20 protein-coding genes and 4 pseudogenes are annotated in these 26305 nt (G+C 55.9%); 10 read left to right on the forward strand and 14 right to left on the reverse strand.

Annotated features, from left to right (window positions below):
• Positions 1-16: 16 nt before the first annotated feature.
• From zapE to sspB, 5 genes and pseudogenes are all read left to right on the forward strand, one after another.
• Complete coding sequence (zapE, locus tag HA48_RS07565) at positions 17-1144, forward strand: cell division protein ZapE (RefSeq protein ID WP_128600474.1); 1128 nt, start codon at positions 17-19, stop codon at positions 1142-1144.
• Between the two features lie 237 nt (positions 1145-1381).
• Complete coding sequence (gene rplM / locus HA48_RS07570) at positions 1382-1810, forward strand: 50S ribosomal protein L13 (protein ID WP_128600475.1); 429 nt, start codon at positions 1382-1384, stop codon at positions 1808-1810.
• Positions 1811-1825: 15 nt separating this feature from the next.
• A complete protein-coding gene (gene rpsI / locus HA48_RS07575) occupies positions 1826-2218 on the forward strand; it encodes a 30S ribosomal protein S9 (protein ID WP_021507754.1) in 393 nt (130 codons plus the stop codon).
• A 329-nt stretch (positions 2219-2547) separates the two neighbouring features.
• Positions 2548-3189 carry a stringent starvation protein SspA gene (gene sspA / locus HA48_RS07580; RefSeq protein ID WP_128600476.1) on the forward strand — a complete coding sequence of 214 codons (642 nt, stop codon included), beginning with the start codon at positions 2548-2550 and terminating at the stop codon, positions 3187-3189.
• A gap of 3 nt (positions 3190-3192) precedes the next feature.
• Positions 3193-3677 (forward strand): annotated as a pseudogene (gene sspB / locus HA48_RS07585) (ClpXP protease specificity-enhancing factor).
• Positions 3678-3732: 55 nt separating this feature from the next.
• On the opposite strand, the gene HA48_RS07590 reads toward sspB, so the two are convergent.
• Positions 3733-5487 (reverse strand): sulfite reductase subunit alpha, encoded by a 1755-nt coding sequence (locus HA48_RS07590; protein ID WP_128600477.1) that lies wholly within the window; start codon positions 5485-5487, stop codon positions 3733-3735.
• Positions 5488-5538: 51 nt separating this feature from the next.
• Positions 5539-11069: pseudogene (locus tag HA48_RS07595) on the reverse strand (glutamate synthase-related protein).
• A gap of 889 nt (positions 11070-11958) precedes the next feature.
• Between HA48_RS07595 and arcB the strand changes: the two are divergent.
• Positions 11959-14292 (forward strand): aerobic respiration two-component sensor histidine kinase ArcB, encoded by a 2334-nt coding sequence (gene arcB, locus HA48_RS07600; protein WP_128600478.1) that lies wholly within the window; start codon positions 11959-11961, stop codon positions 14290-14292.
• A 535-nt stretch (positions 14293-14827) separates the two neighbouring features.
• Here the strand turns inward: arcB and HA48_RS22030 are convergent.
• On the reverse strand, positions 14828-15001 hold the full coding sequence (locus tag HA48_RS22030; protein WP_158086960.1) for a hypothetical protein: 174 nt from the start codon (positions 14999-15001) through the stop codon (positions 14828-14830).
• A gap of 189 nt (positions 15002-15190) precedes the next feature.
• On the opposite strand from HA48_RS22030, the pseudogene mtgA reads away from it, so the two are divergent.
• A pseudogene (gene mtgA, locus HA48_RS07605) lies at positions 15191-15912 on the forward strand (monofunctional biosynthetic peptidoglycan transglycosylase).
• 5 nt (positions 15913-15917) lie between these two features.
• On the opposite strand, the gene npr reads toward mtgA, so the two are convergent.
• The 11 genes and pseudogenes from npr to HA48_RS07660 all read right to left on the reverse strand — a co-directional run bounded on the left by npr (position 15918) and on the right by HA48_RS07660 (position 23919).
• Entirely contained in the window at positions 15918-16190 is a 273-nt protein-coding gene (gene npr / locus HA48_RS07610; RefSeq protein ID WP_084934318.1) for a PTS phosphocarrier protein NPr, read from the reverse strand.
• The gene (rapZ, locus tag HA48_RS07615; RefSeq protein ID WP_128600479.1) at positions 16187-17041 is read right to left on the reverse strand and encodes an RNase adapter RapZ; all 855 of its coding nucleotides are present in this window, start codon (positions 17039-17041) and stop codon (positions 16187-16189) included. The genes npr and rapZ overlap by 4 nt, the downstream gene beginning before the upstream one ends.
• Before the next feature lie 52 nt (positions 17042-17093).
• A pseudogene (ptsN, locus tag HA48_RS07620) lies at positions 17094-17575 on the reverse strand (PTS IIA-like nitrogen regulatory protein PtsN).
• 166 nt (positions 17576-17741) lie between these two features.
• The gene (hpf, locus tag HA48_RS07625; protein WP_128600480.1) at positions 17742-18029 is read right to left on the reverse strand and encodes a ribosome hibernation promoting factor; all 288 of its coding nucleotides are present in this window, start codon (positions 18027-18029) and stop codon (positions 17742-17744) included.
• A gap of 21 nt (positions 18030-18050) precedes the next feature.
• Positions 18051-19484 (reverse strand): RNA polymerase factor sigma-54, encoded by a 1434-nt coding sequence (gene rpoN / locus HA48_RS07630; RefSeq protein WP_128600481.1) that lies wholly within the window; start codon positions 19482-19484, stop codon positions 18051-18053.
• A gap of 48 nt (positions 19485-19532) precedes the next feature.
• A complete protein-coding gene (gene lptB, locus HA48_RS07635; protein ID WP_128600482.1) occupies positions 19533-20258 on the reverse strand; it encodes an LPS export ABC transporter ATP-binding protein in 726 nt (241 codons plus the stop codon).
• Positions 20259-20263: 5 nt separating this feature from the next.
• Positions 20264-20818 (reverse strand): lipopolysaccharide ABC transporter substrate-binding protein LptA, encoded by a 555-nt coding sequence (gene lptA, locus HA48_RS07640; protein ID WP_128600483.1) that lies wholly within the window; start codon positions 20816-20818, stop codon positions 20264-20266.
• Complete coding sequence (gene lptC, locus HA48_RS07645) at positions 20787-21365, reverse strand: LPS export ABC transporter periplasmic protein LptC (protein WP_128600484.1); 579 nt, start codon at positions 21363-21365, stop codon at positions 20787-20789. Before lptC ends, lptA begins: the two co-directional genes overlap by 32 nt.
• On the reverse strand, positions 21362-21928 hold the full coding sequence (gene kdsC / locus HA48_RS07650) for a 3-deoxy-manno-octulosonate-8-phosphatase KdsC (RefSeq protein ID WP_128600485.1): 567 nt from the start codon (positions 21926-21928) through the stop codon (positions 21362-21364). The genes lptC and kdsC overlap by 4 nt, the downstream gene beginning before the upstream one ends.
• Positions 21929-21941: 13 nt before the next feature.
• Positions 21942-22922, reverse strand: coding sequence for an arabinose-5-phosphate isomerase KdsD (kdsD, locus tag HA48_RS07655; RefSeq protein WP_128600486.1), 981 nt, complete (start codon positions 22920-22922; stop codon positions 21942-21944).
• A gap of 13 nt (positions 22923-22935) precedes the next feature.
• Positions 22936-23919: a calcium/sodium antiporter gene (locus HA48_RS07660; RefSeq protein WP_128600487.1), complete on the reverse strand. Its 984-nt coding sequence runs from the start codon at positions 23917-23919 to the stop codon at positions 22936-22938.
• 227 nt (positions 23920-24146) lie between these two features.
• On the opposite strand from HA48_RS07660, the gene mlaF reads away from it, so the two are divergent.
• Genes mlaF through mlaD form a run of 3 tightly spaced genes read left to right on the forward strand, consistent with a single transcriptional unit; the run spans position 24147 to position 26296 of the window.
• A complete protein-coding gene (mlaF, locus tag HA48_RS07665; RefSeq protein ID WP_128600488.1) occupies positions 24147-24962 on the forward strand; it encodes a phospholipid ABC transporter ATP-binding protein MlaF in 816 nt (271 codons plus the stop codon).
• Positions 24963-24966: 4 nt separating this feature from the next.
• The gene (gene mlaE, locus HA48_RS07670; RefSeq protein ID WP_128600489.1) at positions 24967-25749 is read left to right on the forward strand and encodes a lipid asymmetry maintenance ABC transporter permease subunit MlaE; all 783 of its coding nucleotides are present in this window, start codon (positions 24967-24969) and stop codon (positions 25747-25749) included.
• Positions 25750-25753: 4 nt separating this feature from the next.
• Positions 25754-26296 (forward strand): outer membrane lipid asymmetry maintenance protein MlaD, encoded by a 543-nt coding sequence (gene mlaD / locus HA48_RS07675; protein WP_128600490.1) that lies wholly within the window; start codon positions 25754-25756, stop codon positions 26294-26296.
• The last annotated feature ends 9 nt before the right edge of the window (positions 26297-26305 follow it).

The following is a 26305-nucleotide window of genomic DNA, read 5'->3' on the forward strand; positions in this document are numbered from 1 at the left end:
GGATTCTGGAAGAACCATGCAAACCTCATCTCCGCTTGCGCGCTATGAGCAGGCGCTGTCGCAGGGCGAGTTTCGTCCGGACGATGTACAACGTGCAGCAATTACCCGTTTAGATCGCATCCAGCAAGGATTGATTGCCCGTGCGGGCAGCCAGGAGCCGGCCGCGAAAGGGCTGTTGGGACGCCTGTCAAAGCTGATGAATAAAGAGAGAAGCAGCAGCGAAGCGCCGGTGCGTGGCCTGTACATGTGGGGCGGCGTCGGACGGGGAAAAACCTGGGTGATGGATCTGTTTTTTCAGTCTATTCCTGGCGATCGCAAACTGCGTCTGCATTTTCACCGCTTTATGCTGCGTGTCCATCAGGAGCTGACGCAGCTGCAGGGCCACAGCGACCCGCTGCTGATTGTGGCTGACCGCTTTAAAGCCGAAACTGACATTCTCTGTTTCGATGAGTTTTTTGTGTCGGACATCACCGATGCGATGCTGCTCGGCACGCTAATGGAAGCGCTGTTTGCCCGCGGCATTTCACTGGTCGCTACGTCAAATATTCCACCGGATGAGCTCTACCGCAACGGCCTGCAGCGTGCGCGCTTCCTGCCCGCGATCGAACAGATAAAGCAGCATTGCGATGTGATGAATGTGGATGCCGGAATTGATTACCGCCTGCGCACGCTGACGTCGGCGCACTTATGGAACTTCCCGCTCAGTGACGCCACGCACGCCGAGATGGAGCGCATGTTCCGTGCGCTCTCCGGCAAATCGCGTGAAGAGGCGCCGGTACTGGAGATTAACCACCGGCAGATGCCCACGCTGGGCGTGCATGAAGGCGTACTGGCGATTAACTTCCTGACGCTGTGCGGCGAAGGGCGTAGCCAGCATGACTATATTGAACTGTCGCGCCGCTTCCACAGCGTGCTGCTGTATGATGTGCCGGTCATGATTTACAAAACCGAAGACCAGGCGCGCCGTTTCCTTGCGCTGGTGGATGAGTTCTATGAGCGCCACGTCAAACTGGTGGTCGCCGCTGAAACGTCGCTGTTTGAGATTTATCAGGGCACGCGCCTGAAATTCGAGTACCAGCGCTGCCTGTCGCGCCTGCAGGAGATGCAGAGCGAGGAGTATTTGCGTCTGCCGCACCTGCCCTGATAATGAGCAGGAATCGTCGAATTAGCTGTAAAAAGGTTCGATCTTTGAGTTCGACTTCTCTATAATCTTGCGACCCCACGTTACGGCATAGATTTTCTTTTCCCGGAAAGCTATGTGATCCGGTAACTCTACCTGAGGGGGTGGGCTTGCTGGGCGAAATGGTCGTGTGAGCCTCAATCGTTAACTTAGCGTTTGGGATTTCACCAACGTGTAACTTTTATTTGGGTAAGCTTTTCAATGAAAACTTTTACAGCTAAACCAGAAACCGTACAGCGTGACTGGTATGTTGTTGACGCAACTGGCAAAACCCTGGGTCGCCTAGCGACTGAACTGGCGCGCCGTCTGCGTGGTAAGCACAAAGCGGAATACACTCCGCACGTTGATACCGGTGATTACATCATCGTTCTGAACGCTGAGAAAGTTGCTGTAACCGGCAACAAGCGTAACGACAAGATCTATTATCACCACACTGGCCACATCGGTGGTATCAAGCAAGCGACCTTTGCAGAGATGATCGAACGCCGTCCTGAGCGTGTGATTGAAATCGCGGTTAAAGGCATGCTGCCAAAAGGCCCACTGGGTCGTGCTATGTACCGTAAACTGAAAGTTTACGCAGGTAACGAGCACAACCACGCGGCGCAGCAACCGCAAGTTCTTGACATTTAATCGGGATTATAGGCAATGGCTGAAACTCAAAACTACGGCACTGGTCGCCGCAAAAGCTCTGCCGCTCGCGTCTTCATCAAGCCGGGTAGCGGTAACATCGTAATTAACCAGCGCTCTCTGGAGCAGTACTTCGGTCGCGAGACTGCACGCATGGTCGTGCGTCAGCCGCTGGAGCTGGTTGATATGGTTGGTAAACTGGACCTGTACATCACCGTTAAAGGTGGTGGTATTTCTGGTCAGGCTGGTGCGATCCGTCACGGTATCACCCGCGCTCTGATGGAATACGACGAGTCTCTGCGTTCTGAACTGCGTAAAGCGGGCTTCGTTACCCGTGATGCACGTCAGGTTGAACGTAAGAAAGTCGGCCTGCGTAAAGCACGTCGTCGTCCGCAGTTCTCCAAGCGTTAATTGTTTGCTGCTTCGGCAGTTACAATTGGCTCAAAAAACCCGCTTCGGCGGGTTTTTTATTGCCTGAATGCGCGATATTTCAGGCTAAAAACGCGAGCTTTCCCCGCATTTTGCCTGCAAATGATCAACCCCGCCCCACAAGCTGCTTAAAATCTGGTAAACTCACTGACACTTTGCGCCCGCGAGCCGCTGCGTTGTGCCTGTCGTTCCTGTCGGGAAGACCGGACACAGCACTGCACGCCCGGCTGTGTGCGAATCTGATAAGCAGGTGAGTCGCCGCGTGGTGGGCTATTCGCAGTATTTTTTTGTGAACAAACTTGGAGGTTTTCATGGCTGTCGCTGCCAACAAACGTTCGGTAATGACGCTGTTTTCTGGTCCGACTGACATTTTCAGCCATCAGGTACGTATTGTGCTGGCTGAGAAGGGCGTCAGCGTGGAGATCGAGCAGGTTGAAACGGATAATCTGCCGCAGGATCTGATTGACCTCAACCCGTACCGCACTGTGCCAACGCTGGTCGACCGTGAACTGACCCTTTACGAATCCCGCATCATCATGGAGTACCTTGATGAGCGCTTCCCGCACCCACCGCTGATGCCGGTCTATCCGGTTGCGCGTGGCGAAAGCCGCCTGATGATGCACCGCATTGAGCAGGATTGGTATAGTCTGATGCGTACCGTGGAAACCAGTAGCGGTGCCGATGCCGATGCGGCGCGCAAACAGCTGCGTGAAGAGCTGCTGGCGATTGCGCCTCTGTTCGCACGTACCCCGTTCTTCATGAGCGAGGAGTTCAGCCTGGTGGATTGCTACCTGGCCCCGCTGTTGTGGCGTCTGCCGCAGCTTGGCGTGGATCTCTCCGGTGCCGGTTCAAAAGAGCTGAAAGGCTACATGACGCGCGTATTTGAGCGTGACTCTTTCCTCGCTTCATTGACTGAAGCAGAACGTGAAATGCGCCTGCAAGCCCGAGGCTAATCTATGGAAATGTCGCAACTTACGGCTCGTCGTCCCTATCTGCTGCGTGCATTTTATGACTGGTTGCTGGATAACCAGTTAACGCCGCATCTGGTGGTCGATATCAATCTGCCGGTGTGCAGGTGCCGCTGGAGTATGCGCGTGATGGGCAGATCGTTCTGAACATCGCGCCGCGTGCGGTCGGCAACCTCGACCTCGCCAATGATGAAGTGCGCTTCAACGCACGCTTCGGCGGCGTACCGCGTCAGGTTTCTGTACCGATGGCGGCAGTGCTGGCCATCTATGCGCGTGAAAACGGCGCAGGGACCATGTTCGAACCGGAGCCGGCCTACGAGCTGGCAGGGGATGAGCAAGAGGGTGGTCAGGAAGAGACCGTGATGTCGGTAATTGATGGCGATCGCCCTGACGATGCGACCGACGACGATCACTCGCCGGATGATGAACCCCCGCCGCGTGGAGGACGACCTTCACTGCGCGTCGTGAAATAGTTCATGCATAATAAAAAACGGGCCATCAGGGCCCGTTTTTTTATGGCTGCGCGCCTCAGTAAACGTCGCGCAGATAACGCTTATCTTTCTTCAGCTGGTCAATATACGCGGCCGCACGCTCGCTGGAGAGGCCACCAAACTGACGCACCACTTCATACAGCGCGGCATCGACATCCTTCGCCATGCGGGAAGCGTCACCACACACGTAGAAGTACGCACCTTCCTGCAGCCAGGCGTACAGCTCAGCGCCTTTCTCCAGCATGCGGTTCTGCACGTAAATCTTCTCTTCCTGATCGCGTGAGAAGGCCAGATCAAGATTTGTGAGCAGGCCACTCTGCTGCCAGCCAGCCAGTTCATCCGCGTAGATGTAGTCGTGCTCCTGATGCTGATCGCCAAAGAAGAGCCAGTTTTTGCCCTCTGCGCCGGTTGCCTGACGCTCTTGCAGGAAGGCGCGGAACGGTGCAATACCGGTGCCCGGTCCCACCATAATCAACGGCGCACTGTTGTTCTGCGGCACGCGGAAGGCTTTGTTCGGCGAGATGAAAATAGCCGGTTTCTCACCGCGGCGCACGCGCTCGGCAAGATAGGTTGAGCACACGCCTTTACGCTCACGTCCGCCGCTGTGATAGCGCACAGAAGCAATCGTCAGGTGCACCTGATTAGGATGTGCTTTCGAACTGGAGGAGATAGAGTACGCGCGGTGCTGCAGCGGGCGCAGCATCGCCACGAATTCCGGTACTGACAGGCTGCGCTTCAGCTCGAGCTGCAGCAGATCCAGCGTATCTTTGCCCCACAGCCAGTTAGCCAGCGTGTCTTTATCATCATGCTGGAGCACGTGCAGCAGCTCCTGGTTCGACGTGTGCTGGCCCACCCACTCAATCAACTTACGTGACGGCTCAGAGATCTCAAACTGATGCGTCAGTAAATCGCCCAGATTGCGATCGAAACCAGGCACCGGCGTTTCGTAGTCGGCTTTTAGCTCGTTCAGCAGCAGGCTAACCAGCTCTGCATCGTTGACCGGGATGATACCCAGCGCATCGCCCGCTTCGTATTTCAGGCCGCTGTCGGTCAGGTCGAACTCAAAGTGACGGATATCTTTGGCCGACTGCTCGCCCGACAGGCGTTTGTTTGTTGCCAGAGCGGCGGCGTACGGGTTCTGTTTGTTGCTACCCGGAATCACCGGCGCCTCTGGTGCGCTCTCTAACACCGTGCCACTGCTGCCCGCGCTGGCGGCAAACTGCGGCATGGCGTTACCAATCCATTCGCTGGAGGGCTCTTCAAAATCGATATCGCAGTCGATACGATCGAATACGCGTTTCGCGCCCAGCTGCTCCAGACGCATATCAAAGAATTTGCCGGCCTGGCAGAAACCATCGTAGCCGGTATCGCCAATGGCCAGGATGGCGAAGTGCATCTGTTCCAGACGCGGTGCAGTGCTGGCAGAGAGCGCCTGCCAGAACAGCTGAGCGTTGTCCGGCATCTCACCTTCGCCGTACGTGGAGGTGACAATCAGAACGTGGCGCATGGTGGCGAACACATCCAGATCGACTTCGCCCAGTGCCTGAACCACCGGCACCAAACCTTTGGCGCGTGCCGCTTTCGCTGCGCTCTGCGCCAGCGCTTCTGCGTTACCGGTCTGTGAACCGAACAGAATGTGCAGCTGGGCGCTGGCGCCCGCACCGGCAGCCGGTGCGGTCTGCTTATCTTCTAATACCAACAGACGCGAGTGGAGACCGGCGAGAAAACCCGCCAGCCAGTATTTCTGCTCGCCGTTAAACGGCGCATCTTCAGGAATGTAAGGAATCTTCATGGCTATCAGTACTCAAACCCGTTTCGTCATCAATATTCTTCAGTACAGCGATCAGGAGAGTTTCCCGACCGCAGCAGCGATTTCTGGCAGTGCAGCACGCGCAAACAGCTCTTCAAAATCAGGCAGATGACCGAGCACCTCGCGGTTGCAGGCATCCTGGTAAATGATCCAGCCGTAGGTCGCCAGGCTATCCATGGAGCGAATGTTACGCTGCGTCAGCGCCGCTTTGTAATCCGCCATACGTTTCGCCCCGATCAGGCTGGCCAGCTCATCATCGCTGTAGCTCTCAATTGCCGCGCGGGCGTGGCGCTGCAGCTTACTGACCAGCGCGAAATCTTCGGTCATCAGCAGGTTACGCACCGCTTTCTCAACTGCCGCATCTTCACCGCCGTGCCTTTAGGCAGTTTGCCCAGTGCCAGCTGCTGCGCGAAGCTCAGTACGGTGTAGTTGTTCAGCAGCACAAACATCTCTTGCGTGTCCGTCGCGCCGTAAGCCGGCACGGCACCATCCGCGATGGTTTTCCCGGCGCGCCAGGCGGACTTAAATTTCGCGACCTGATGCGCCGCCAGCGATGTCGACAGCTCTTCCAGCAGATCTTTGCGCGATTTCGCTTTCAGGATCTCACCGCCATCCTGATACAGCAGCAGTGAACGCGGCATCACGTAGACGAAGTGCTGACACTCCGTTTCCCAGTTCTCCAGCAGCCATGCGGCACGCGGGGATTGCGTCGCTTCCAGATGCCAGTTCAGCATCGCCAGCACCGCCTGTTTGTGCACCTGCGCCATTTCATCCGCATCGGCGATGGAGCCAAACAGTACCGAATCACCTGCAGCATGCGCCGCAAGCGCACCGTACGGATCGTACTGGTAGGCAAAGCCGCCGCTCATACCGTTGCCGAAGCCTTTACCAAAGGTCCCGAGGTTAAGAATCGCGCCGTTCGTCATATATTCACAGCAGAAGTCGCCCACGCCTTCCACCACTGCCGTGGCACCGGAGTTACGTACCGCAAAGCGGTCACCGGCCTGACCCTGCACGAACAGACGACCACCGGTGGCGCCAAACAGCGCGAAGTTACCAATCAGCACGTTGCCGTCACTGTCCTGCGCGCCGCCGCCCGGTGACATCACTACCAGCTCGCCGCCGCACTGACCTTTCCCGACGCCATCGTTACAGGTGCCGTAGTGTTTCATCTGCATGCCGTCGTTACAGAATGCGCCGAACGACTGGCCGGCTGAGCCACTGGTGTGAATCTGCACGGTGCGCGGTGCCAGGTAGCGGCGGCCGCGATCGTCTTTCAGAACTGCAGGCATCGCAGCCAGCTGTTGTGCTGACAACTCGTGGTTCAGCATACGTTCGATGTCGATGGCCAGCTGGCCGCCGACGCTCTTGTTACGGTTATTCAGGGTGATGCCTGCACCAAGAGCAATCTCGCGGCTTGCAGCACCGATCAGCTGCGTTTTCAGCGCCTCAACCCAGCCATCGTCCAGCTCGAAATCTTTTTCCAGGTAAACCGGCTTGGCGATCTTCTGCTCCGGGACAACCGTCAGCATGGCGCGCAGATCGAGCTTGCCCACCTCCAGCGGATGGTCCATCAGGTGCAGCAGATCCGCACGGCCGCGCGCTTCGCGCAGGGAGCGCAGGCCAAGACGTGCCAGGAACTCACGCACCTCCTGCGCAACGTTGATGAAGTACTGCGCCAGCTGACGCGGATCGCCATCAAAGGCTTCGGCGTTGGTCGTCAGGCCGGCCGGGCACTTAACGTTACAGTTTTTCGCCATTACGCACTTCAGCATCATCAGCGCGGTGGTACCGAACTCAAAGCTGTCGCCGCCAAGCAGGGCGGATTTAATCACGTCGCTGCCGGTTTGCTGCGCGCCGGAGCAGCGCAGCTGGACTTTGTCACGCAGGCCATTGGCACACAGCGCCTGGTGCACCTCAGCAATACCGATTTCCGCCACGCGGCCGGTATATTTCAGGCTGGTGACGGAAGCCGCACCGGTACCGCCAGTGTTACCCGCCACGTTGATCACATCTGCGCCCGCTTTCGCCACGCCCACGGCGATGGTGCCGATGCCCTCAGAGGAGACCAGTTTTACGATGACGCGCACGCGCGCGGCTTTACAGTCGTGAATCAGCTGCGCCAGATCCTCGATCGAATAGGTATCGTGGTGCGGCGGCGGTGAGACCAGCTCCACGCCTGGCGTACCGCCACGGGCAGCCGCAATCTCAACGGTGACTTTCGGCGCCGGCAGCTGACCGCCTTCACCCGGTTTCGCCCCCTGACCAATTTTGATCTCCAGCTCTTCCAGCATTGGATCGGCGAGATAGGCCGCCCATACGCCGAAACGGCCGGATGCCAGCTGCTTGATGCGTGACGCACGAATGGTGCCGTGACGCGAGTAGTGCTCGCCACCTTCACCACAGTTGCTCATGCCGCCGACCATATTGGTGCCGTGTGCTACCGCTTCATGTGCCGGAGCGACCAGCGCACCGTGGCTCATGGCGCCCGAGGCAAAGGTACGGGTAATTTCGTGTGCAGGCTGGATCTCCTCCAGCGGCAGCGAAGGCAGTGCAGTGAAGATCTTCGACAGATAGTCAGCGGCTTTACCATACGCGGTGATCTGCAGGGCGCCATCGGCCACGCTGCTGCTCTCGATCTCATCACTGAAGCGGGTTTTCAGCGCGCGCGCCAGTGCTGCCAGACGCTCGCTCTCCGGCTTCAGGCCATCAATCGCATCCACCAGACGCAGTTCGAACTGGTTCATGCTGCCGTTTACCGCTTCACACTTCAGGCCACGTGTGGCAAATCCATTGTTGGTGAGCGAATAGCGGCCCAGCTTGCGGCCGAACTCAGCTTCGCTATCCACGTGCGTTAAATCACACGGCAGCGCGAGAATGTCGCGCAGGGCGGCCGGACGACGCTTACGCTCGGCGTGCATCAGGCTGGAGAACTGGCGGTAATCCGGCGTGATAGCAAAGGTATCGATCACGGCATTCGGGATGCGCTCAAAGCTGCTGTCCTTGAAGGCGTCCGCTTTGATGCTGAACGCATTCTCCAGTTTGGCCAGCGTCATCAGACGGATAAAGTTATCCTCTTCACGCGCTTTATCAGCGAAGCGAATTGGCTGCTCCGTCATATCAATAAAGGTACGTACCGCGATGGTGCCGTATGAGTGACCCGCGCCTTCGGAGCGCTCTTTAAACAGGCCGAGCAGCGGGACTTCCGCTTCGCCCTGGATTTTCAGCGCGCTTTGATGCCAGTCCACCGCCATCTGGGCAATGGCCGGGAAGCCCGCGCCGCCCACCGGCGTTTTAATGTTCGGGAAGTACTTCTTCAGTACCGGATCTTCGGTATCAAGGAAGTTCGGTTCAAAGAACTCGCCGCAGCTATAGCTCTCAACGGTACACAGGCCCACTTTGCCCATGGTTTTCATCAGCGCTTTTTCAGCTGCTTTGGCGTAGCGTTTGAACGCTTTATTGCCCTCTTCACCTTCACCAAACTTCTCTTCTGCGCGCATCTGTACGCCCAGCGGATAGACCGCAGAGGCGCCGAAGCCTAAGGTGGCGGCGATGTGGTGGGAGGAGATGCTCTGGCCGCTCTCAACGACCAGCGACACATCCAGACGCAGACCCTCCTGCACCAGACGCTGGTTGATGGCGGAGACCACCAGCAGCATAGGGATCGCCGCGTGGGTTGAGGAGATATGGCGATCGGTAATGACCGCAATACCGCCCTGCTCACGCGCGAAATCCACCACCTGCTGAGCCAGATCGTCGATGGCGCGCTCCAGCGCGGCAGCATTGGCCGCACGGCTGACGATATCTTTACCGATCACCGGCTCATACAGCATCTCGAAACGCGCATAAGGGGCAACGTTCTGCTCACGCAGGCGCAGCATGTCCAGGTGCGTCAGGATCGGGCTTGGCACAATGATCTGCTGGCCTTTACTGCGGCCAAGGTGCGGTTTGGCACCCAGTGCCACACGCAGCGTCATTCCGTCCGCTTCACGGATGGAGTCGAGCGGTGGGTTAGTGACCTGCGCAAAACGCTGCGAGAAGTAGTGCGCCATGCCGCCTTCGTGGTCGGACAGGCCATTGATGGCGTTGCCGTAACCCATGGCTGAGATCTTCTCAGCGCCGGTTTGCAGCATCGGGTCCATCATGAATTTGAAGCTCTCCTGGTTGTAGTAGTAAGCCACAAAACGCTGATAGGTTTTGAGGTCACCCCGATAGCGCAGCGGTGAACCGAGCTGTTCCGCCTGTACTTCCGGCAGCTCCTGCAGTTCGACGCGCGCCGCTTTCACCAGTGCCTGATAATCTTTCTCTGCCGCCAGCTTCTCCAGCGCTTCTACCGTGGTGTAAGAGCGCTTCTCTTTGTGATCGTAATAGAGCATGCCACCCGCTTCGATACGGCCGCGACGCAATACGCTCTCTGGGGGGAAGGCGATCTGACCGGCTTCCGACATGGCACCGATATACTCAGCGGTCTCCACTGAGCGCAGCGGACGCAGGCCAAGACGATCCAGGCGTGCACCGATAACCTCGCCGTTGCCGAAGATCAGCGCCGCCGGGCCATCATTCTTCTCTTCATACAGTGAGAAGTACTCCAGCATGGCGCGCACATCGTCTGACAGCGACGTATCATTCTCCCACGCCGGCGGCATCATGGAGACCACGGCGTTGATCAGGTCGAGGTTATCTTCCATCAGGCGGCTATGGATGCTCTGGTCGAGGCGCGAGCTATCGGACTGGCCTTTCGGCCGCACGATTTTCTTGCCGCGCGCCAGCATCAGTGCGGCTTCCGCGATGCGGTTTTTACGATCGGTGTTCAGCTCGCCGTTGTGCGCCATCAGGCGGAACGGCTGGGCCATAGTGGTGTGCGGATCGGTATTGGTCGAGAAACGGGTATGGAAGAACAGCCCGCGTACCTGGTGATCGGCATCGGTTAAATCTTTGAAGTAAGGAATCACTTCGTTGGAGTTCAGGCGCGCTTTAAACACCTGTGTGCGCGACGAGAGCGACAGCGGATAGAGGCCGCCAAATTCACTTTCGGTAAAGGCGCGCGCCTCAATATCCAGCAGCGCACGGTAAATGTGACGTTCGAATTCGTTTTGGTCGCTGATACCCTGTGGCGCCGCAAATACCCACTGCACAATCGGCAGCTGGAAGGGCTGCGCCGCCGGGCGGGTTACGCTGCTGTCCAGCGGCATATCGCGCCTGACCAGAATCGGGAAGTTATACGCGGCAAGGGTCTCTTCTACCAGACGCTCGGCGTTAGCGCGCTGCTCAGCATCTTTCGGTACGAAGAAGTTACCCACGCCAAAGCGACCGGCTTCCAGCGGCTGGCCGGTAACTTTACGGAAAAAGTTCAGGGAGAGGTCAACGTTAACGCCAGCACCATCGCCAACGCCCTCGGCAGACATACCGCCACGATGCGGTACCGTGCACAGTGCGCTGTGCGCCATCTGCAGAATTTCATGGGTCTGCTCGCCGTCCTTACGGGTAATAAACCCTACACCACAGCTGTCGCTTCCTGCTGATGGATCATACAAACCCCAGGGATTCGGTTTTTGAGTGGACATTGAGGGTCTCCTTAAACTGCTTTAGACATTACCTGCATTATTTCAGGCACAGAGCGCTACTGCGTGCTGTATCTGTTTGTTTTCACGCGCTTTATCGCGGACGTCGCAACACCGAGCAAAGGCTCTCAGGACACTGTTGTCACGTCCTTGATGAGCTGCTCATAAATTCCGGTCTCTAACGGGAGATAACTTGCATCCAGAGGGAGTCTTCTTGCTGCATAGATATGCCGAGACACAGTCCCGACTGGAAAGCATCCAGCGGAGTTCCAACTTATCGGGAAAGCGTACTCAGGTCAAATCGCCAGCTTTATTGCGGTTAATACGCCCTTTTTGCACTTAATTATATGATTTTTAAGGTTTAGTTACGTAAATATATGTCAATCTGAGCATTCCCATTGCAGGGTGAAATGTGAGCCGTCTCACTATGCATACGGCTGCCGATATCTAAACAATGCTAATTAATGCAGTGATCACAGTATAAAATTCTATTCGGACCGTTTCGTGCACAGCATGTATCTGTTTTTCTTATGGCGCTATATTTGAATCAAAATGGGGTAACCATTAGTAAAATTAATCAGCAGGAAGGTGATTAAAATAGCGCTTAATTTGAATGGATATGCAATAACGAGGCGCAACCATTGTGATAAATGGCTGCTGAAAGAAGCAGATAAGCAGCAGGTGCTCATAGATGACCGCAAAAAAGGCGGCCTTTCAGATTATTCAGTTGGCAGAATTAGTCAAGCGCTTTGCGCATAAAGGGGGGAACGTCGCCGAAATCCCCGTGAGCTGCACCATAACAGAGCAAAACCGCTGCGTTTTGACCCTCTGAAGCGGCGCAGCAGGGTGATAATTACGCTATCATGAGCCTGATTCGTTCAGGGAGCCCGTAATGAAACAAATTCGTCTTTTAGCGCAGTACTACGTTGATTTAATGGTCAAGCTTGGGCTGGTACGCTTCTCGCTGCTGCTGGCCTCTGCGCTGGTGGTGCTGGCAATGATCGTCCAGATGGCCGTCACCATGGTACTGCGCGGCCATGTCGAAAGTATTGATATGGTGCGATCGATATTCTTCGGCCTGTTGATTACGCCCTGGGCGGTCTATTTTCTTTCGGTGGTGGTTGATCAGCTGGAAGAGTCACGCCAGCGTCTGTCGAAGCTGGTGGATAAACTGGAGGAGATGCGCACGCGCGATCTTGAGCTCAATCAGCAGATGAAAGAGACCATCAACCAGCTCAATCAGGAGATTAGCGATCGTATAAAAGCTGAGCAGGCGCGTGAGCAGGTGATGGATAAGCTGCGTGAAGAGATGACGCGCCGCGAGCAGGCGCAGATCGAGCTGGAGCAGCAATCTTCGTTTCTGCGTTCGTTCCTTGATGCCTCACCGGACCTGGTTTTCTACCGCAACATTGATAAACAGTTCTCCGGCTGTAACCGGGCAATGGAGCTGCTGACCGGCATGAGCGAGAAGCAGCTGATTGGCCTGACGCCGCGGGATATCTATGACGAGGATGCCGCCACTAAGGTGCTGGAAACCGACGAGAAGGTGTTCCGCCACAATGTCTCCCTGACATACGAACAGTGGCTGCAGTATCCGGACGGCCGCAAAGCCTGCTTCGAGATCCGCAAAGTGCCGTATTACGATCGCGTCGGCAAACGCAGCGGTCTGATGGGCTTTGGGCGCGATATCACCGAGCGTAAGCGTTATCAGGATGCGCTGGAGAGCGCCAGCCGCGAAAAAACTACCTTTATCTCTACCATCAGCCACGAGCTGCGCACGCCGCTGAACGGTATTGTCGGGCTGAGCCGTATTCTGCTGGATACCGATCTCAATCAAGAGCAGCTCAAATACCTGAAAACCATTCATGTCTCAGCTATCACACTCGGTAACATCTTTAACGATGTGATTGAAGTGGACAAGATCGAACGGCGTAAAGTGCAGCTCGACAATCAGCCGCTGGATTTCACCGGCTTCCTGGCCGATTTAGAGAACCTCTCCGGCCTGCTGGCGCAGCCAAAAGGGCTGAAATTTGTTATGGCGCCCGCGCTGCCGCTGCCGCATAAGATCATCGCGGACGGAACGCGTCTGCGCCAGATTCTCTGGAACCTCATCGGCAACGCCGTGAAGTTTACCCAGCAGGGTGAAATCGTTGTGCGCGTGGCTTATCAACAGAATGAGACGCTGCGCTTTGAGGTGCAGGATTCGGGCATGGGCATTCCGCAGGAGGAGCAGGACAAGATCTTCGCCATGTATTATCAGGTGAAAGATCAGCACGGCGGGAAACCTGCGACCGGCACCGGCATCGGGCTGGCGGTCTCACGTCGGCTGGCGCAGGCGATGGGCGGTGACATAACCGTCAGCAGCGCGCCGGGGCAGGGATCGTGCTTTGTTGTTGAGATCAATGCACCGCGTGTGGCCGATGAAGTCGAGGATGAAAGTCCGGACGACAGTATGCCGCTGCCGGCGCTGCACGTGCTGCTGGTTGAAGATATTGAACTCAATGTGATTGTTGCCCGTTCGGTACTGGAGAAGCTGGGCTGCAGCGTGGAAGTGGCGATGACCGGCAGCGACGCGCTGGCGATGTTTGACCCGCAGGAGTTTGATCTGGTGCTGCTGGATATTCAGCTACCGGATATGACCGGCCTTGACGTATCGCGCGCGATTCACCAGCAGCACGCTGGCGTGACGCTGCCGCCGCTGGTGGCGCTGACGGCAAATGTTCTCAAAGATAAAAAAGAGTATCTCGATGCCGGAATGGATGATGTGCTGAGTAAGCCGCTGGCCGTGCCGGCACTCACCGCAGTGATTAAACGGTTCTGGGACTATCAGGCGGAGCCGGAAACCACGCTCAGCGACTCATCGGACGAGCAGTCACGCTCGCTGTTAGATGTGGCAATGCTGGAGCAGTATATCGAACTGGTGGGCCCGGGGTTGATTACGCAGAGCCTGACGATGTTCGAGAAGATGATGCCGGGCTATCTCGACGTGCTGGATTCCAACATGATGGCGCGAGATCAAAAAGGCATTGCCGAAGAGGGCCACAAAATCAAAGGTGCTGCGGGATCGGTTGGCTTGCTGCATCTGCAAAAGCTGGCGAAACAGATTCAGTCACCGGAACTGCCGGCGTGGTGGGATAACGTACAGGAGTGGGTTGACGAGCTAAAACAGGAGTGGCAGCACGACGTAAACGTATTGCGCGCGTGGGTGGCGGAGCGGGAAAAGTAGCGAACGCTGGAAAAAAATGACCCCAGTCGAAACCGGGGTGCGCGAATACTGCGCCAACACCAGGGAAATGGGCGCTGTTGCTATCGTTAGAAGTCGAATATAAAAGCAACAGCGTGGTATTGGTTAACGCTTTAAAATCACCTTAGCAAATTCGTCACCGCTTGTGACAAGATTCATTAAATTGTGTGATGTTGAGCAGCGTTTAAATACAGAAAACATTAATTTGCTGACACAGTCAAGTAAGGAATCAATTTCTTTGCCGTATTGCTCTATTTTTAACCATAAAAAGGCCTTTTTGCCTGGTTTTAACACAGACCAATGTGAGAATTACCCGTTAGTTACGACGAAACGGGGTCGCTGAAGCAAAGTCAGTGATTTTTAGGAATAAGTGTATGATTTGTAAAGCGATAAAGGGTTGTGAAGGCAGGTTATCCAAAACGTTTTGGAAACCCTCTGCTGAAAGTTCCAGTTTACGCTTCATATGAGAAACGTAAACTAAATGACAGCTAAAATGCTTTACAACATAATCACGCGGTTATTGCCTGCTGGCCGGCATTTCACACGCAATTTTAAGACTGGTCTCAGTTATTAATGAAGCAGAGCCGATGATGGCAACATCCATTGTTAAGCAGCGTGAAACTTTATTTGTGAGCTTCATCACGCCAGGTAAAGTATTTAATGTGAGGCGCTTTGCACGGTTTTTCACCATGGAACCGATTCCTGAATGATGGAAGTGCTTGATGTAAATGGCTCTAATAGAGGAACAGTGAGTGTCCGGACAATCACTTTTTCCAGCCGCGGTTACGCTTCTGAGATAAAATTTCCCTTTGCATGACAACTATTCGCAATCATGACTTTAGTGATTGATAAACACAGGGAACAGGTGAGAGAACATTTGATGAGTAAGAGTAAAGGAAAAGGGGCGCGCCGCATCAGGCTGCTGATAGCAAAAATTGTGCTGGCGTGGCTGGGCATCTGGCTGGCCGGCATTTTACTGTTCGCTTTTGTGCCGGTGCCCTTTTCAGCTGTGATGGTAGAGCGTCAGCTTGGGGCCTGGTTCAGTGGCCGTTTCGATTATGTAGCACACTCTGATTGGGTTGGTATGGATGAGATTTCACCGTGGATGGCGCTGGCGGTGATTGCCTCAGAGGATCAAAAATTCCCCGAGCACTGGGGTTTTGACGTACATGCAATTCAGCAAGTGCTGGATAACGACGGAGGCGAGCGCATGCGCGGGGCTTCAACGTTGTCGCAGCAGACAGCCAAGAACCTGTTTTTATGGGATGGCGCAGCTGGGTGCGTAAAGGTCTGGAGGCGGGTCTCACCGTCGGCATTGAAACCGTCTGGACTAAGCGTCGCATCCTGACGGTGTATCTGAACATCGCCGAGTTCGGCAACGGCGTATTTGGCGTAGAAGAGGCGGCGCAGCGCTATTTTCACAAGCCAGCCAGCCGCCTGACTATGTCGGAAGCGGCACTGCTGGCGGCTGTGTTACCCAACCCGATCCGTTTTCGTGCCGATGCGCCTTCCGGCTACACCCGACAACGACAGCAGTGGATAATGCGGCAGATGCGTCAGTTGGGCGGCGAGGGCTTCCTGAACCGCTACCAACTGCACTGAGCCGCTTAATCCTCATCAAAGCCGGCTTCAAACAGTTCGATGACCGCAGCCAGCGCCTGCACCTCCTGCGGGCCGCTGGCTTCTATCTCAATGTGGCCACCTTTTGCTGAGTCGAGCATCAGCAGAGCAATCACGCTGCTGGCTTCGGCCTCGGTGCCCGCTTCGTTGCGTAGCAGGACTTCAGCATCAAAACTCTGCACCAGTTCAAACAGCTTCATGGCCGGGCGAGCGTGCATGCCCAGCTTGTTGCGGATCTCAACGGTTTGCTTCACGGTCATGATTTACGTTTTTCCAGAGTGCGATGGCGCGACTGCACATTTTTGCCGCGCGATCGGAAATAGTCCGCCAGCTGCTCGGCAATGTAAACTGAACGGTGTTTGCCCCCGGTACAGCCAATTGCCACCGTCAGATAGCTGCGGTTGTTGGTCTCCAGCATGGGCAGCCACAGCTCAAGGTAACTGCGCGTCTGATAGATAAAGTTGTGCACTTCGGTATGGCGATCGAGGAAGGCGGCGACCGGACGATCCAGACCGGTCATCGGACGCAATTTGGGATCCCAGTGAGGGTTTGGCAGAAAACGCACATCGAACACGTAATCTGCGTCAATCGGAATGCCGTGCTTGAAGCCAAAGGATTCAAACACCATCGTCAGCTCGCGCTCGCGCTTGCCCAGCAGGCGCGTACGCAGCATCTCGGCCAGTTCATGCACCGACATCTCCGACGTATCGATGATCAGGTCAGCGCGCGAGCGCAGCGGCTCCAGCAGGTCGTTCTCTTCATCGATCGCGCTCTCCAGCGACAAGTTTTTGCTGGAGAGGGGATGCAGACGGCGCGTATCGCTATAACGGCGAATCAGCGTATTGCGATCGGTGTCAAGAAACAGCAGCTGGGGCGAAAAGGATGCCGGCAGATTATTCAGCGCATGCTCAAAAATCTCCGGGGACTCCGGCATATTACGCACATCAATGCTGACCGCTGCCGATATGTTGCGCTCGGCTAAGGTGTTTGCCAGCTCCGGCAGCAGCACCACCGGCAGGTTGTCGACACAGTAGAAGCCCATGTCTTCAAGCGCACGCAGCGCGACGGATTTTCCTGAGCCTGACCGACCGCTAACGATCATCAGCACCATTACCTATCTCCCGTTTTAAACCGGCGCGCAGGCCGGTAAAGGTATGTAACGCTTACGAGTGTTCTTCCTGAGCTTCTGTAATGATGGCGTAGAGCTCTTCGTTGCTCTGTGCCGCGCGCAGACGGCGGCAGACGGTTTTATCCGCCAGGCGTTTCGCCACCAGCGACAGCGTGTGCAGATGGGTTTTACACTGGTCAGCAGGCACCAGCAGCGCAAACAGCAGGTCAACCGGCTGGTTATCCACCGCGTCAAACGCGATGGGCTGATCGAGCTGATAAACACGCCAACGGCGCGCAGGGTGTCCTCCTCCAGCTTGCCATGCGGGATGGCTATACCGTTGCCTATGCCGGTACTGCCCATGCGCTCACGGGTCAGGATCGCTTCGAAAAGCGTCTGGTGCGGCAGATTGAGCTGCTTTGCGGCCAGCTCGCTGATGATCTCCAGCGCGCGTTTTTTACTTTGGCAGTGTACACCGCTACGGGTGCAGTCCAGCGAAAGGACCGAGCTCAATTCCAGTGTCAGATCGTTATTCATCATCGTTTCACTTGCGTGTTCACAGAGCCACAGACAACGTGCCTTAACGCCGCGAGCGGGCGGGCAGGTTACCTGCTGGCGCTTGCGCAGATAACAAAACGGGGCGGTGACTCGCCCCGTTTCCTCTCTGAGTGCTGAACCAATCAGCACTCTGCAAGCGTGAAGGTTAGTGTTTTTTCAGTTTGTCTTTGTGTTTGGTCAGCTGGCGGGCCAGCTTATCAATCAGCCCGTCAATGGCCGCGTACATATCTTCCGCTTCCCCTGTGGCGTGCAGCTCTCCACCGTTAACGTGCAGCGTTGCTTCTGCAATCTGCGTAACCTTCTCCACTTTCAGAACAATATAAACCTGATTGATACGATCAAAATAGTGTTCCAGTTTGGCAAATTTGCTATTTACAAACTCGCGCAGTGGGTCAGTGATTTCAACATTAAGTCCGGTAAGATTAAGCTGCATAGGTCTTCCTTCTTCGTTCGGTCAAACCAGCTGTTTACGCTGGTTTGATGGCGGTATAGATAAAGACTCGCGATACTTCGCAACCGTACGTCGCGCCACCATGATGCCCTGTTCAGATAACATGGAGGTGAGTTTGCTGTCGCTCAAGGGTTTTGCGGGATTTTCCGCAGAGATTAACTTCTTCACCAGCGCACGAATCGCCGTAGAAGAGGCCTCGCCGCCGCCCTCGGTGCTGACGTGACTGGAGAAAAAATACTTCAGTTCAAAGATGCCTCGCGGGCTGTGCAGATACTTTTGCGTGGTAACGCGGGAGATCGTGGATTCATGCATATCCACGGCCTGCGCAATATCGGCCAGCACCATGGGGCGCATATACTCTTCGCCCTGTTCGAAAAACGCCTGCTGCTGCTCGACGATGCAGCGCGTTACTTTTAACAGCGTATCGTTTCGGCTCTCCAGACTTTTAATCAGCCAGCGCGCTTCCTGCAGATTGCTGCGGATGAACTGGCTGTCGCTGTCATTACGCGCTGAGCCACCCATCGCCGCATACTGCTGATTAATTTTGAGGCGCGGCAGGCTATCAGCGTTGAGTTCAACCGTCCAGCGCGTGGCGGTTTTACGCACCAGCACATCAGGAATCACATACTCAGGTTCGCTGGTGTTTACAGACTGGCCGGGACGCGGGTCGAGCGACTGAATCAGCAGCATCGCCTCTTTCAGAACATCCTCTTTCAGCCGCGTGACGCGCATCAGGCTGCGGAAATCGTGGTTCGCCAGCAGGTCGAGATGCTCGCTGACAATCAAACGCGCTTCCGCCAGCATCGGCGCATCGGCCGCATACTGCGAAAGCTGCACCAGCAGGCAATCGCGCAGATCGCGCGCGCCAACGCCGACGGGATCGAAACGCTGCACGCGTTTCAGTACCGCTTCCACCTCTTCCAGCGTCAGCTCTTCGTCACCAATACTGTCATAAATGTCCTGTAAGCTCACCGTGAGGTAGCCGGTATCATCAATGGCATCGACAATCGAGGTCGCAATGGCGCGATCGGTATCCGTGAACGGCGTCAGCTCCACCTGCCACATCAGGTAATCCTGCAGTGACTGGGTGGTTTCACCCTGATAAACCGGCAGCTCGTCATCCTGATAATCGGTGCCGGTGCCGGAAGGCGTGCCTGCGGTGTAGATCTCGTCCCAGGTGGCATCAAGCGGCAGCTCATCAGGCATCTCTTTCTGCTCAAGGGCTTCACGTGTATCCAGCGCTTCACTCTCCTGGAGCTCACGCGTATCGATCTCTTCATGCAGATCGGTTTGTTCAAGCAGTGGGTTGCTCTCCAGCGCCAGTTGCAGCTCCTGCTGGAGTTCAAGCGTTGAGAGTTGCAGCAAGCGGATTGCCTGCTGCAACTGGGGAGTCATCGCCAGCTGTTGGCTGAGCCTGAGTTGCAAACCTTGCTTCATAATCCGGCTTGAATTTCCTAAGCAGATGTCGGGTATAACGACACCTTATCAGAGTCTGAACTCTTCGCCCAAATAAACCCGCTTAACCTGCTCATCTGCAAGAATTTCATCCGGCGTACCGTGGGCAATAAGGTTGCCCTGGCTTACGATATAGGCACGTTCACATACCGCCAGCGTTTCGCGCACGTTGTGGTCAGTAATCAGTACGCCGAGACCACTGTCACGCAGGTGCTCAATGATCTTTTTAATGTCGATAACGGAGATTGGGTCGACGCCGGCAAAGGGTTCATCCAGCAGGATAAACTTTGGATTCGCGGCCAGCGCACGGGCGATCTCAACGCGACGGCGTTCACCGCCCGACAGCGCCTGCCCCATGCTGTCACGCAGATGCTCAATGTGGAACTCTTCCATCAGCTCATTAGCGCGATCCTGACGCTGCTCTTCCGTCAAATCGTCACGTATCTGCAGAACCGCCATCAGGTTGTCATAGACGCTCAGACGACGGAAAATCGATGCCTCCTGCGGCAGATAACCGATGCCGCGACGCGCGCGCGCATGCAGCGGCAGGATGCTGATATCCTCTTCGTCAATAACGATACGGCCGGCATCACGCGGCACAATACCCACCACCATGTAGAAGGTAGTGGTTTTGCCGGCACCGTTTGGCCCCAGCAGCCCGACAATTTCGCCGGACTTCACCTGCAGGCTAACATCTTCTACCACGCGGCGGCCTTTGTAGGCTTTCGCCAGGTTTTCAGCGATTAATGTGGCCATGGCTATCAGTTACTCTTTTTTGGGCTCGCAGAGGAACCGTTTTTATCCTGCAGCTGTGACGGCACCAGCACGGTGGTCACGCGCTTGCTCTGGCCCTGACTGTAGGCCTGCATTTTCTGCTCTTTCACCAGATAAGTGATGCGATCGCCAGTGATATTGCTGTCCTGCTGTTCGATAAACGCGTTACCGGTCAACTCTACAAAATCGTTGGCCAGTTCGTAATGCAGTTTGGCGGCGTGGCCCTTAACCGGCTTGCCGTTGTCCTGCATCTGGTAGAAGGTAGCCGGATTGCCATAAGCATCAACGATGGTTTTGTTGCTGTCGCCGCCCGGACGCGTTACCACCACTTTATCCGCGGTGATTTTAATGGTGCCCTGCGTCACGATGACATTGCCGGTAAAGGTCGCCACATTGCCCTGCAGATCCAGCGCCTGGTTAACCGAATCAATGTTAACCGGCTTATCCGAGTCGCCGGTTAACGCCAGCGCAGGCAGGCTGGTCGCCAGCAGGGCACTCACCAGCAATAACTTAAGGCTGCTTTTGTTCATTTTGAATTTCATAGGAAGTTTTGACCTTTTCAAGCAACTCGGCATTTTTTGTCCGTAAGTTGCCGCGCATCTTCATGCCGGTGGAGTTAAAACTGCGGCCAAAAAGGGTGACCTGATCGTCAGACGTCACATCCTGGGTGACCAGATTTACCTGAGCATTATCGGTGATAATGCGTTCAAGCTGAGAATCCTGTGTCAAAGTGCGTACTTCTACGTGGCCGTAAAGATAAAGCATACGATCTTTCGTCAGCTTTGCTTTATCGGCACGTACTGACCATGTCGGCACTTTGTTTTCGTCAAAGGTGGTCATGATCGGGTTATCGAACCAACTCACTTCATCGGCCGAAAAATAGGTCACCTTATCGGAAATCAGCTTATAGGCCAGCGCACCGGTGGGGTTATACACCACGGAGTTTGAGTTGGCGCTGGTGTACGTGGGCTCCTGCTCGTTGGTCGCCACCGGCGTTTTGCTGTCATCCTGATTGGTCAGATTCCAGCCGATCAATACCAGCGCGATCAGGGCCAGAATCAGCGTTATCCAACGCCTGCTTTTACTCATACCGATTGCCCTTTGGCATCCTCAAATTTATTCTGCGCCATTAAAATCAGGTCGCACAGTTCGCGAACTGCGCCGCGCCCGCCCGCGATGCGCGTGACATAGTGCGCGCGCGGCAGTAACACCGGATGTGCATCCGCCACCGCGACGCTCAGGCCAGCCTCAGCCATTACCGGCCAGTCGATCAGGTCGTCGCCGATATAGGCGACCTGTTCGGCAGACAGTGACAGTTTATCCAGGAGTTCGCGCCAGGCCAAAAGCTTATCCGATTGTCCCTGGTAAAGATGCGTAATGCCGAGCGTCTTACAGCGATCTTCCAGCAGTTTCGCGCGCCGGCCTGTAATGATAGCCACTTCGATGTCGGAGGTCAGCAGGCAACGTACGCCATACCCATCGCGCACGTTAAAGGCTTTCAGCTCTTCACCGCTGTTGCCCATGTAGATCAGGCCATCAGACATCACGCCATCAACGTCGCAAATCAGCAGACGGATTTTCGCGGCGCGAGCCATCACAGCCGCACTGACCGGACCGTAGCAGGTTTCGACCAGGGTGGATTCAGCACTCATTATGTTTTCCCGTTCAGACCACGCCAGCGCGCAGCATGTCATGCATATGTACCACACCGAGCAGGCGATCGTCATCGGCCACCAGCAGCGCGGTAATGTTTTTGTTTTGCATCAGATTAAGGGCGTCTACCGCCAGCATATTTGGCCGGACGCGAATGCCGCCGCGCGTCATGACATCCTGAATGCTCGCCGCCTGGAAATCGACGCCCATGTCAAAGACACGACGCAAATCCCCGTCCGTAAAGATGCCTTCAATTTTCATCAGATCATCCACAATCACCGTCAGGCCAAGATTTTTGCGGGTGATCTCCAGCAGCGCATCGCGCAGCGAGGCTTCACGCGTTACGTGCGGAATCTCATCACCGCTGTGCATGATGTCGCTGACGTGCAGCAGCAGTTTGCGGCCCAGCGCGCCGCCAGGATGCGACAGCGCAAAATCTTCCTGCGTAAAACCGCGCGCTTCCAGCAGCGCCACGGCGAGCGCATCGCCCATCACTAACGTGGCGGTGGTGCTGGTGGTCGGTGCCAGACCAAGCGGGCAGGCTTCCTGCGGGACCTTCACGCACAGATGCACATCGGCCGCCCGGCCCATGGCGCTCTCCGGGCGGCTGGTCAGGCAGATCAGCTGCACTTTCTGGCGCTTAAGTACCGGAATCAGGGCGAGAATTTCACTGGATTCACCGCTGTTAGAGATCGCAATCACCACATCATTGGTGCTGACCATGCCGAGATCGCCGTGGCTGGCTTCGCCAGGATGCACAAAAAACGCCGGCGTGCCGGTACTGGCAAAGGTTGCGGCCATCTTCTTGCCGATGTGGCCGGATTTTCCCATGCCCATCACCACCACTTTGCCGCGGCAGGCAAAAATCATTTCGCAGGCGCGGTTGAAGTCGGCATTAATATACTGGTCGAGCTGCTCCAGCCCTTCACGCTCGATGCGCAGTACCGCTTTTCCTGCCTGTTGAAAGTCGAAATCCGCTTGCTGCTGTAGCATGGTCAGTCCGTCCTTAATAGCTTGCGATAAGCGCAGGGCCGAGCCAAAGCCACAGCACCCACACAATAAATCCACCTAATAACAATGTGCCCGCTACGCGGCCAATGCGCCGTTTGCGCAGCAGGCAGAGCAGGGCAAAGAGCACGCTCACGCCCAGCATAATCCAGTAGTCACGGGCAAAGACGTGCGTATCTATTTCGCCAGGATGAATCAGTGCAGGCAGGCCGAGCACGATCGCCAGGTTAAAAATGTTAGCACCGATCAGATTGCCGATGGCGATATCGTCTTCGCCCTTCAGTGCGCCCGCCAGCACGGTGGCCAGCTCGGGCAGGCTGGTGCCCACCGCGATCAGCGTCAGGCCCATCACCAGCTCGCTCACGCCGAAGTAGTCCGCAAACACTGTCGCGTTGTCGATCACCATATGTGTCGACATAGGCAGAATAATCAGCGCGACCGCCAGCCACAGAAACGCCACCGTATTGCCGGTTTCATCGCGCGGCAGTTCGGCCAGTTGCTCACGGGTTAAGGTGTCGTTATTGTCGCGCTCGGCGCGGCGGGCAATATGGATCACTGCCACCACGTAGCCCGCGGCGAGCAATAACAGCGCGACGCCATCCAGCCGGCTGAGAAAGTTGTCAAACAGCACAATGCCGCTCAGCAGTGAGACCAGCAGCATTAACGGGAGTTCGCGCCGAATCAGTCTGGAGTGTACGGTTAAGGGGTGCAATAACGCTGCGCAGCCAAGAATCAGCAGGATGTTGGTAATGTTTGATCCCAGCGCGGTGCCTACGGCCAAATCCATCTGCCCATGCTGCGCCGCAGAAAAAGAGACAATCAGTTCGGGTAACGATGTGCCGATACTCACCACTGTCATTCCGATGATCAGCGGCGGTATGCCGAAGGATCGACACAGGATCGCGGCGCTGAATACCAGACGATCGGCGCCGTAAGCCAGTAAAATCAATCCGATAAACAGCAGGGCAGTGGCTACGAACATGAAAAATCCTTGATGGATAACGGTGCCGGCAAACCTTGTCCGACAGGGAAAAACGTTGCGCGCGCGGAAACAGCCGCTGATTTTGACTGTCTGAGAGGCAAAAGTAAATTTTAAGGCCGTTTTCGCCACACCGGACGGGTAAGTTTCTGTAAAACTATCGTGCATTGGGGTTTACCAGGCTACCATCCACGACGTTAATAATGCCCGGTCCGCATAACGAGGTAATGATGATCCAGCAGCAAACGAATCTGGTTGAGGTTCGTGGCGTCAGTTTTACACGCGGCGATCGCACCATCTTCGACGATATCTCCCTGACGGTCCCGGCGGGCAAAGTCACCGCCATCATGGGGCCGTCCGGCATTGGTAAAACCACGCTGCTGCGCCTGATTGGCGGCCAGCTGCAGCCGGATAAGGGCGAGATCTGGTTCCGCGATCAGAACATCCCGACGCTGTCGCGCCGTAAATTGTATGAAGTGCGCAAAAAGATGAGCATGCTGTTCCAGTCAGGCGCGCTGTTTACCGATCTGAACGTCTATGAAAATGTCGCCTGGCCGCTGCGGGAGCATACCCGCTTGCCGCCGGAGCTGCTGCACAGCACGGTGATGATGAAGCTGGAAGCGGTAGGTCTGCGTGGCGCAGCTAAGCTGATGCCCGCTGAGCTCTCTGGAGGCATGGCGCGGCGTGCTGCGCTGGCGCGGGCGATTGCCCTTGAGCCAGAGCTGATTATGTTTGATGAACCCTTTGTGGGCCAGGATCCAATCACCATGGGGGTGTTGGTCAAGCTGATCGATGAACTCAATCACTCCTTAGGCGTCACCTGCATTGTGGTTTCGCACGATGTGCCTGAGGTATTGAGCATTGCCGATCATGCCTATATTGTTGCCGGGCAAAAGATAATTGCTCAGGGCAGTGCGCCGCAGCTGCGGGAGAATCCCGATCCGCGCGTGCGCCAGTTTATTGAGGGTCATGCGGATGGTCCGGTACCGTTCCGTTTCGCCGCCGGGGATTACCTCGACGATTTGACCCGCGCAGGGAGAACCTAAACTGATGTTGCTACAGGCACTGGCGGCATTTGGCCGTCAGGGAATTAACACATGTGCGTCGTTTGGCCGTGCGGGCCTGATGCTGTTTCATGCGCTGGTGGGTAAGCCCGCGTTTCGTAAGCATACGCCACTGCTGGTGAAGCAGCTATACAGCGTTGGGGTGCTGTCGCTGTTGATCATCGTGGTGTCCGGGCTGTTTATCGGGATGGTGCTGGGCCTGCAGGGCTATCTGGTGCTGACCACCTACAGCGCGGAAACCAGCCTTGGCATGCTGGTGGCACTTTCACTGTTACGTGAGCTGGGGCCGGTGGTCACTGCGCTGCTGTTTGCCGGGCGTGCCGGGTCAGCGTTAACGGCGGAGATCGGCCTGATGAAAGCCACCGAGCAGCTCTCCAGCATGGAGATGATGGCGGTGGATCCGCTGCGTCGCGTGGTATCACCACGCTTCTGGGCCGGTTTTATCAGCATGCCGCTGCTGGCGCTTATCTTCACCGCAGTGGGTATTGCCGGTGGGGCGCTGGTGGGCGTTGGCTGGAAGGGTATCGATCCCGGCTTCTTCTGGTCAGCCATGCAGAGTGCGGTCGATTTCCGTACTGACGTGCTCAACTGCATTATCAAAAGCGCGGTCTTTGCCGTCACGGTAACCTGGATTGCGCTGTTCAATGGCTATGATGCTATTCCGACCTCGGAAGGGATCAGTCGGGCAACGACGCGTACCGTAGTACATGCTTCACTGGCGGTACTCGGATTGGATTTTGTGCTGACAGCACTGATGTTTGGGAATTGATGCAATGCAAAGCAAGAAAAACGAAATCTGGGTTGGCGTATTTATGCTGGCCGCGCTGGTGGCGCTGCTGTTCCTCAGCCTGCGCGTCGCCGATCTCAAATCGCTCGGAACCGAGCCGACATGGAAGCTCTACGCGACCTTCGATAACATTGGTGGCCTGAAAATCAGTTCACCGGTGAAGATTGGCGGCGTAGTAATTGGACGCGTAACGGACATTTCGCTGGATGACAAATCACTGTCGCCGCGCGTAACCATGGCGATTAGCGATCAATATGCCGACAAGATCCCGGATACCAGCTCGCTGGCCATTCGCACCCAGGGATTGCTGGGCGAGCAGTTCCTTGCGCTCAATTTAGGCTTTGACGATCCCGATCTCGGCTCTGCGATGCTGAAAGATGGCGGTACACTGCGTGATACCAAATCTGCGCTGGTGCTGGAGGATCTTATCGGTCAATTCCTCTACAAGAGCGGCGATAATAAAGACGAGAATAAATCAGCGGGGGCGGAGAGCGCGCCTGCACCTGCAGCACCTGCCACAACGGAATAACCCAGAGAG

Source organism: Pantoea wallisii (assembly GCF_002095485.1).
Lineage (GTDB): Bacteria > Pseudomonadota > Gammaproteobacteria > Enterobacterales > Enterobacteriaceae > Pantoea > Pantoea wallisii.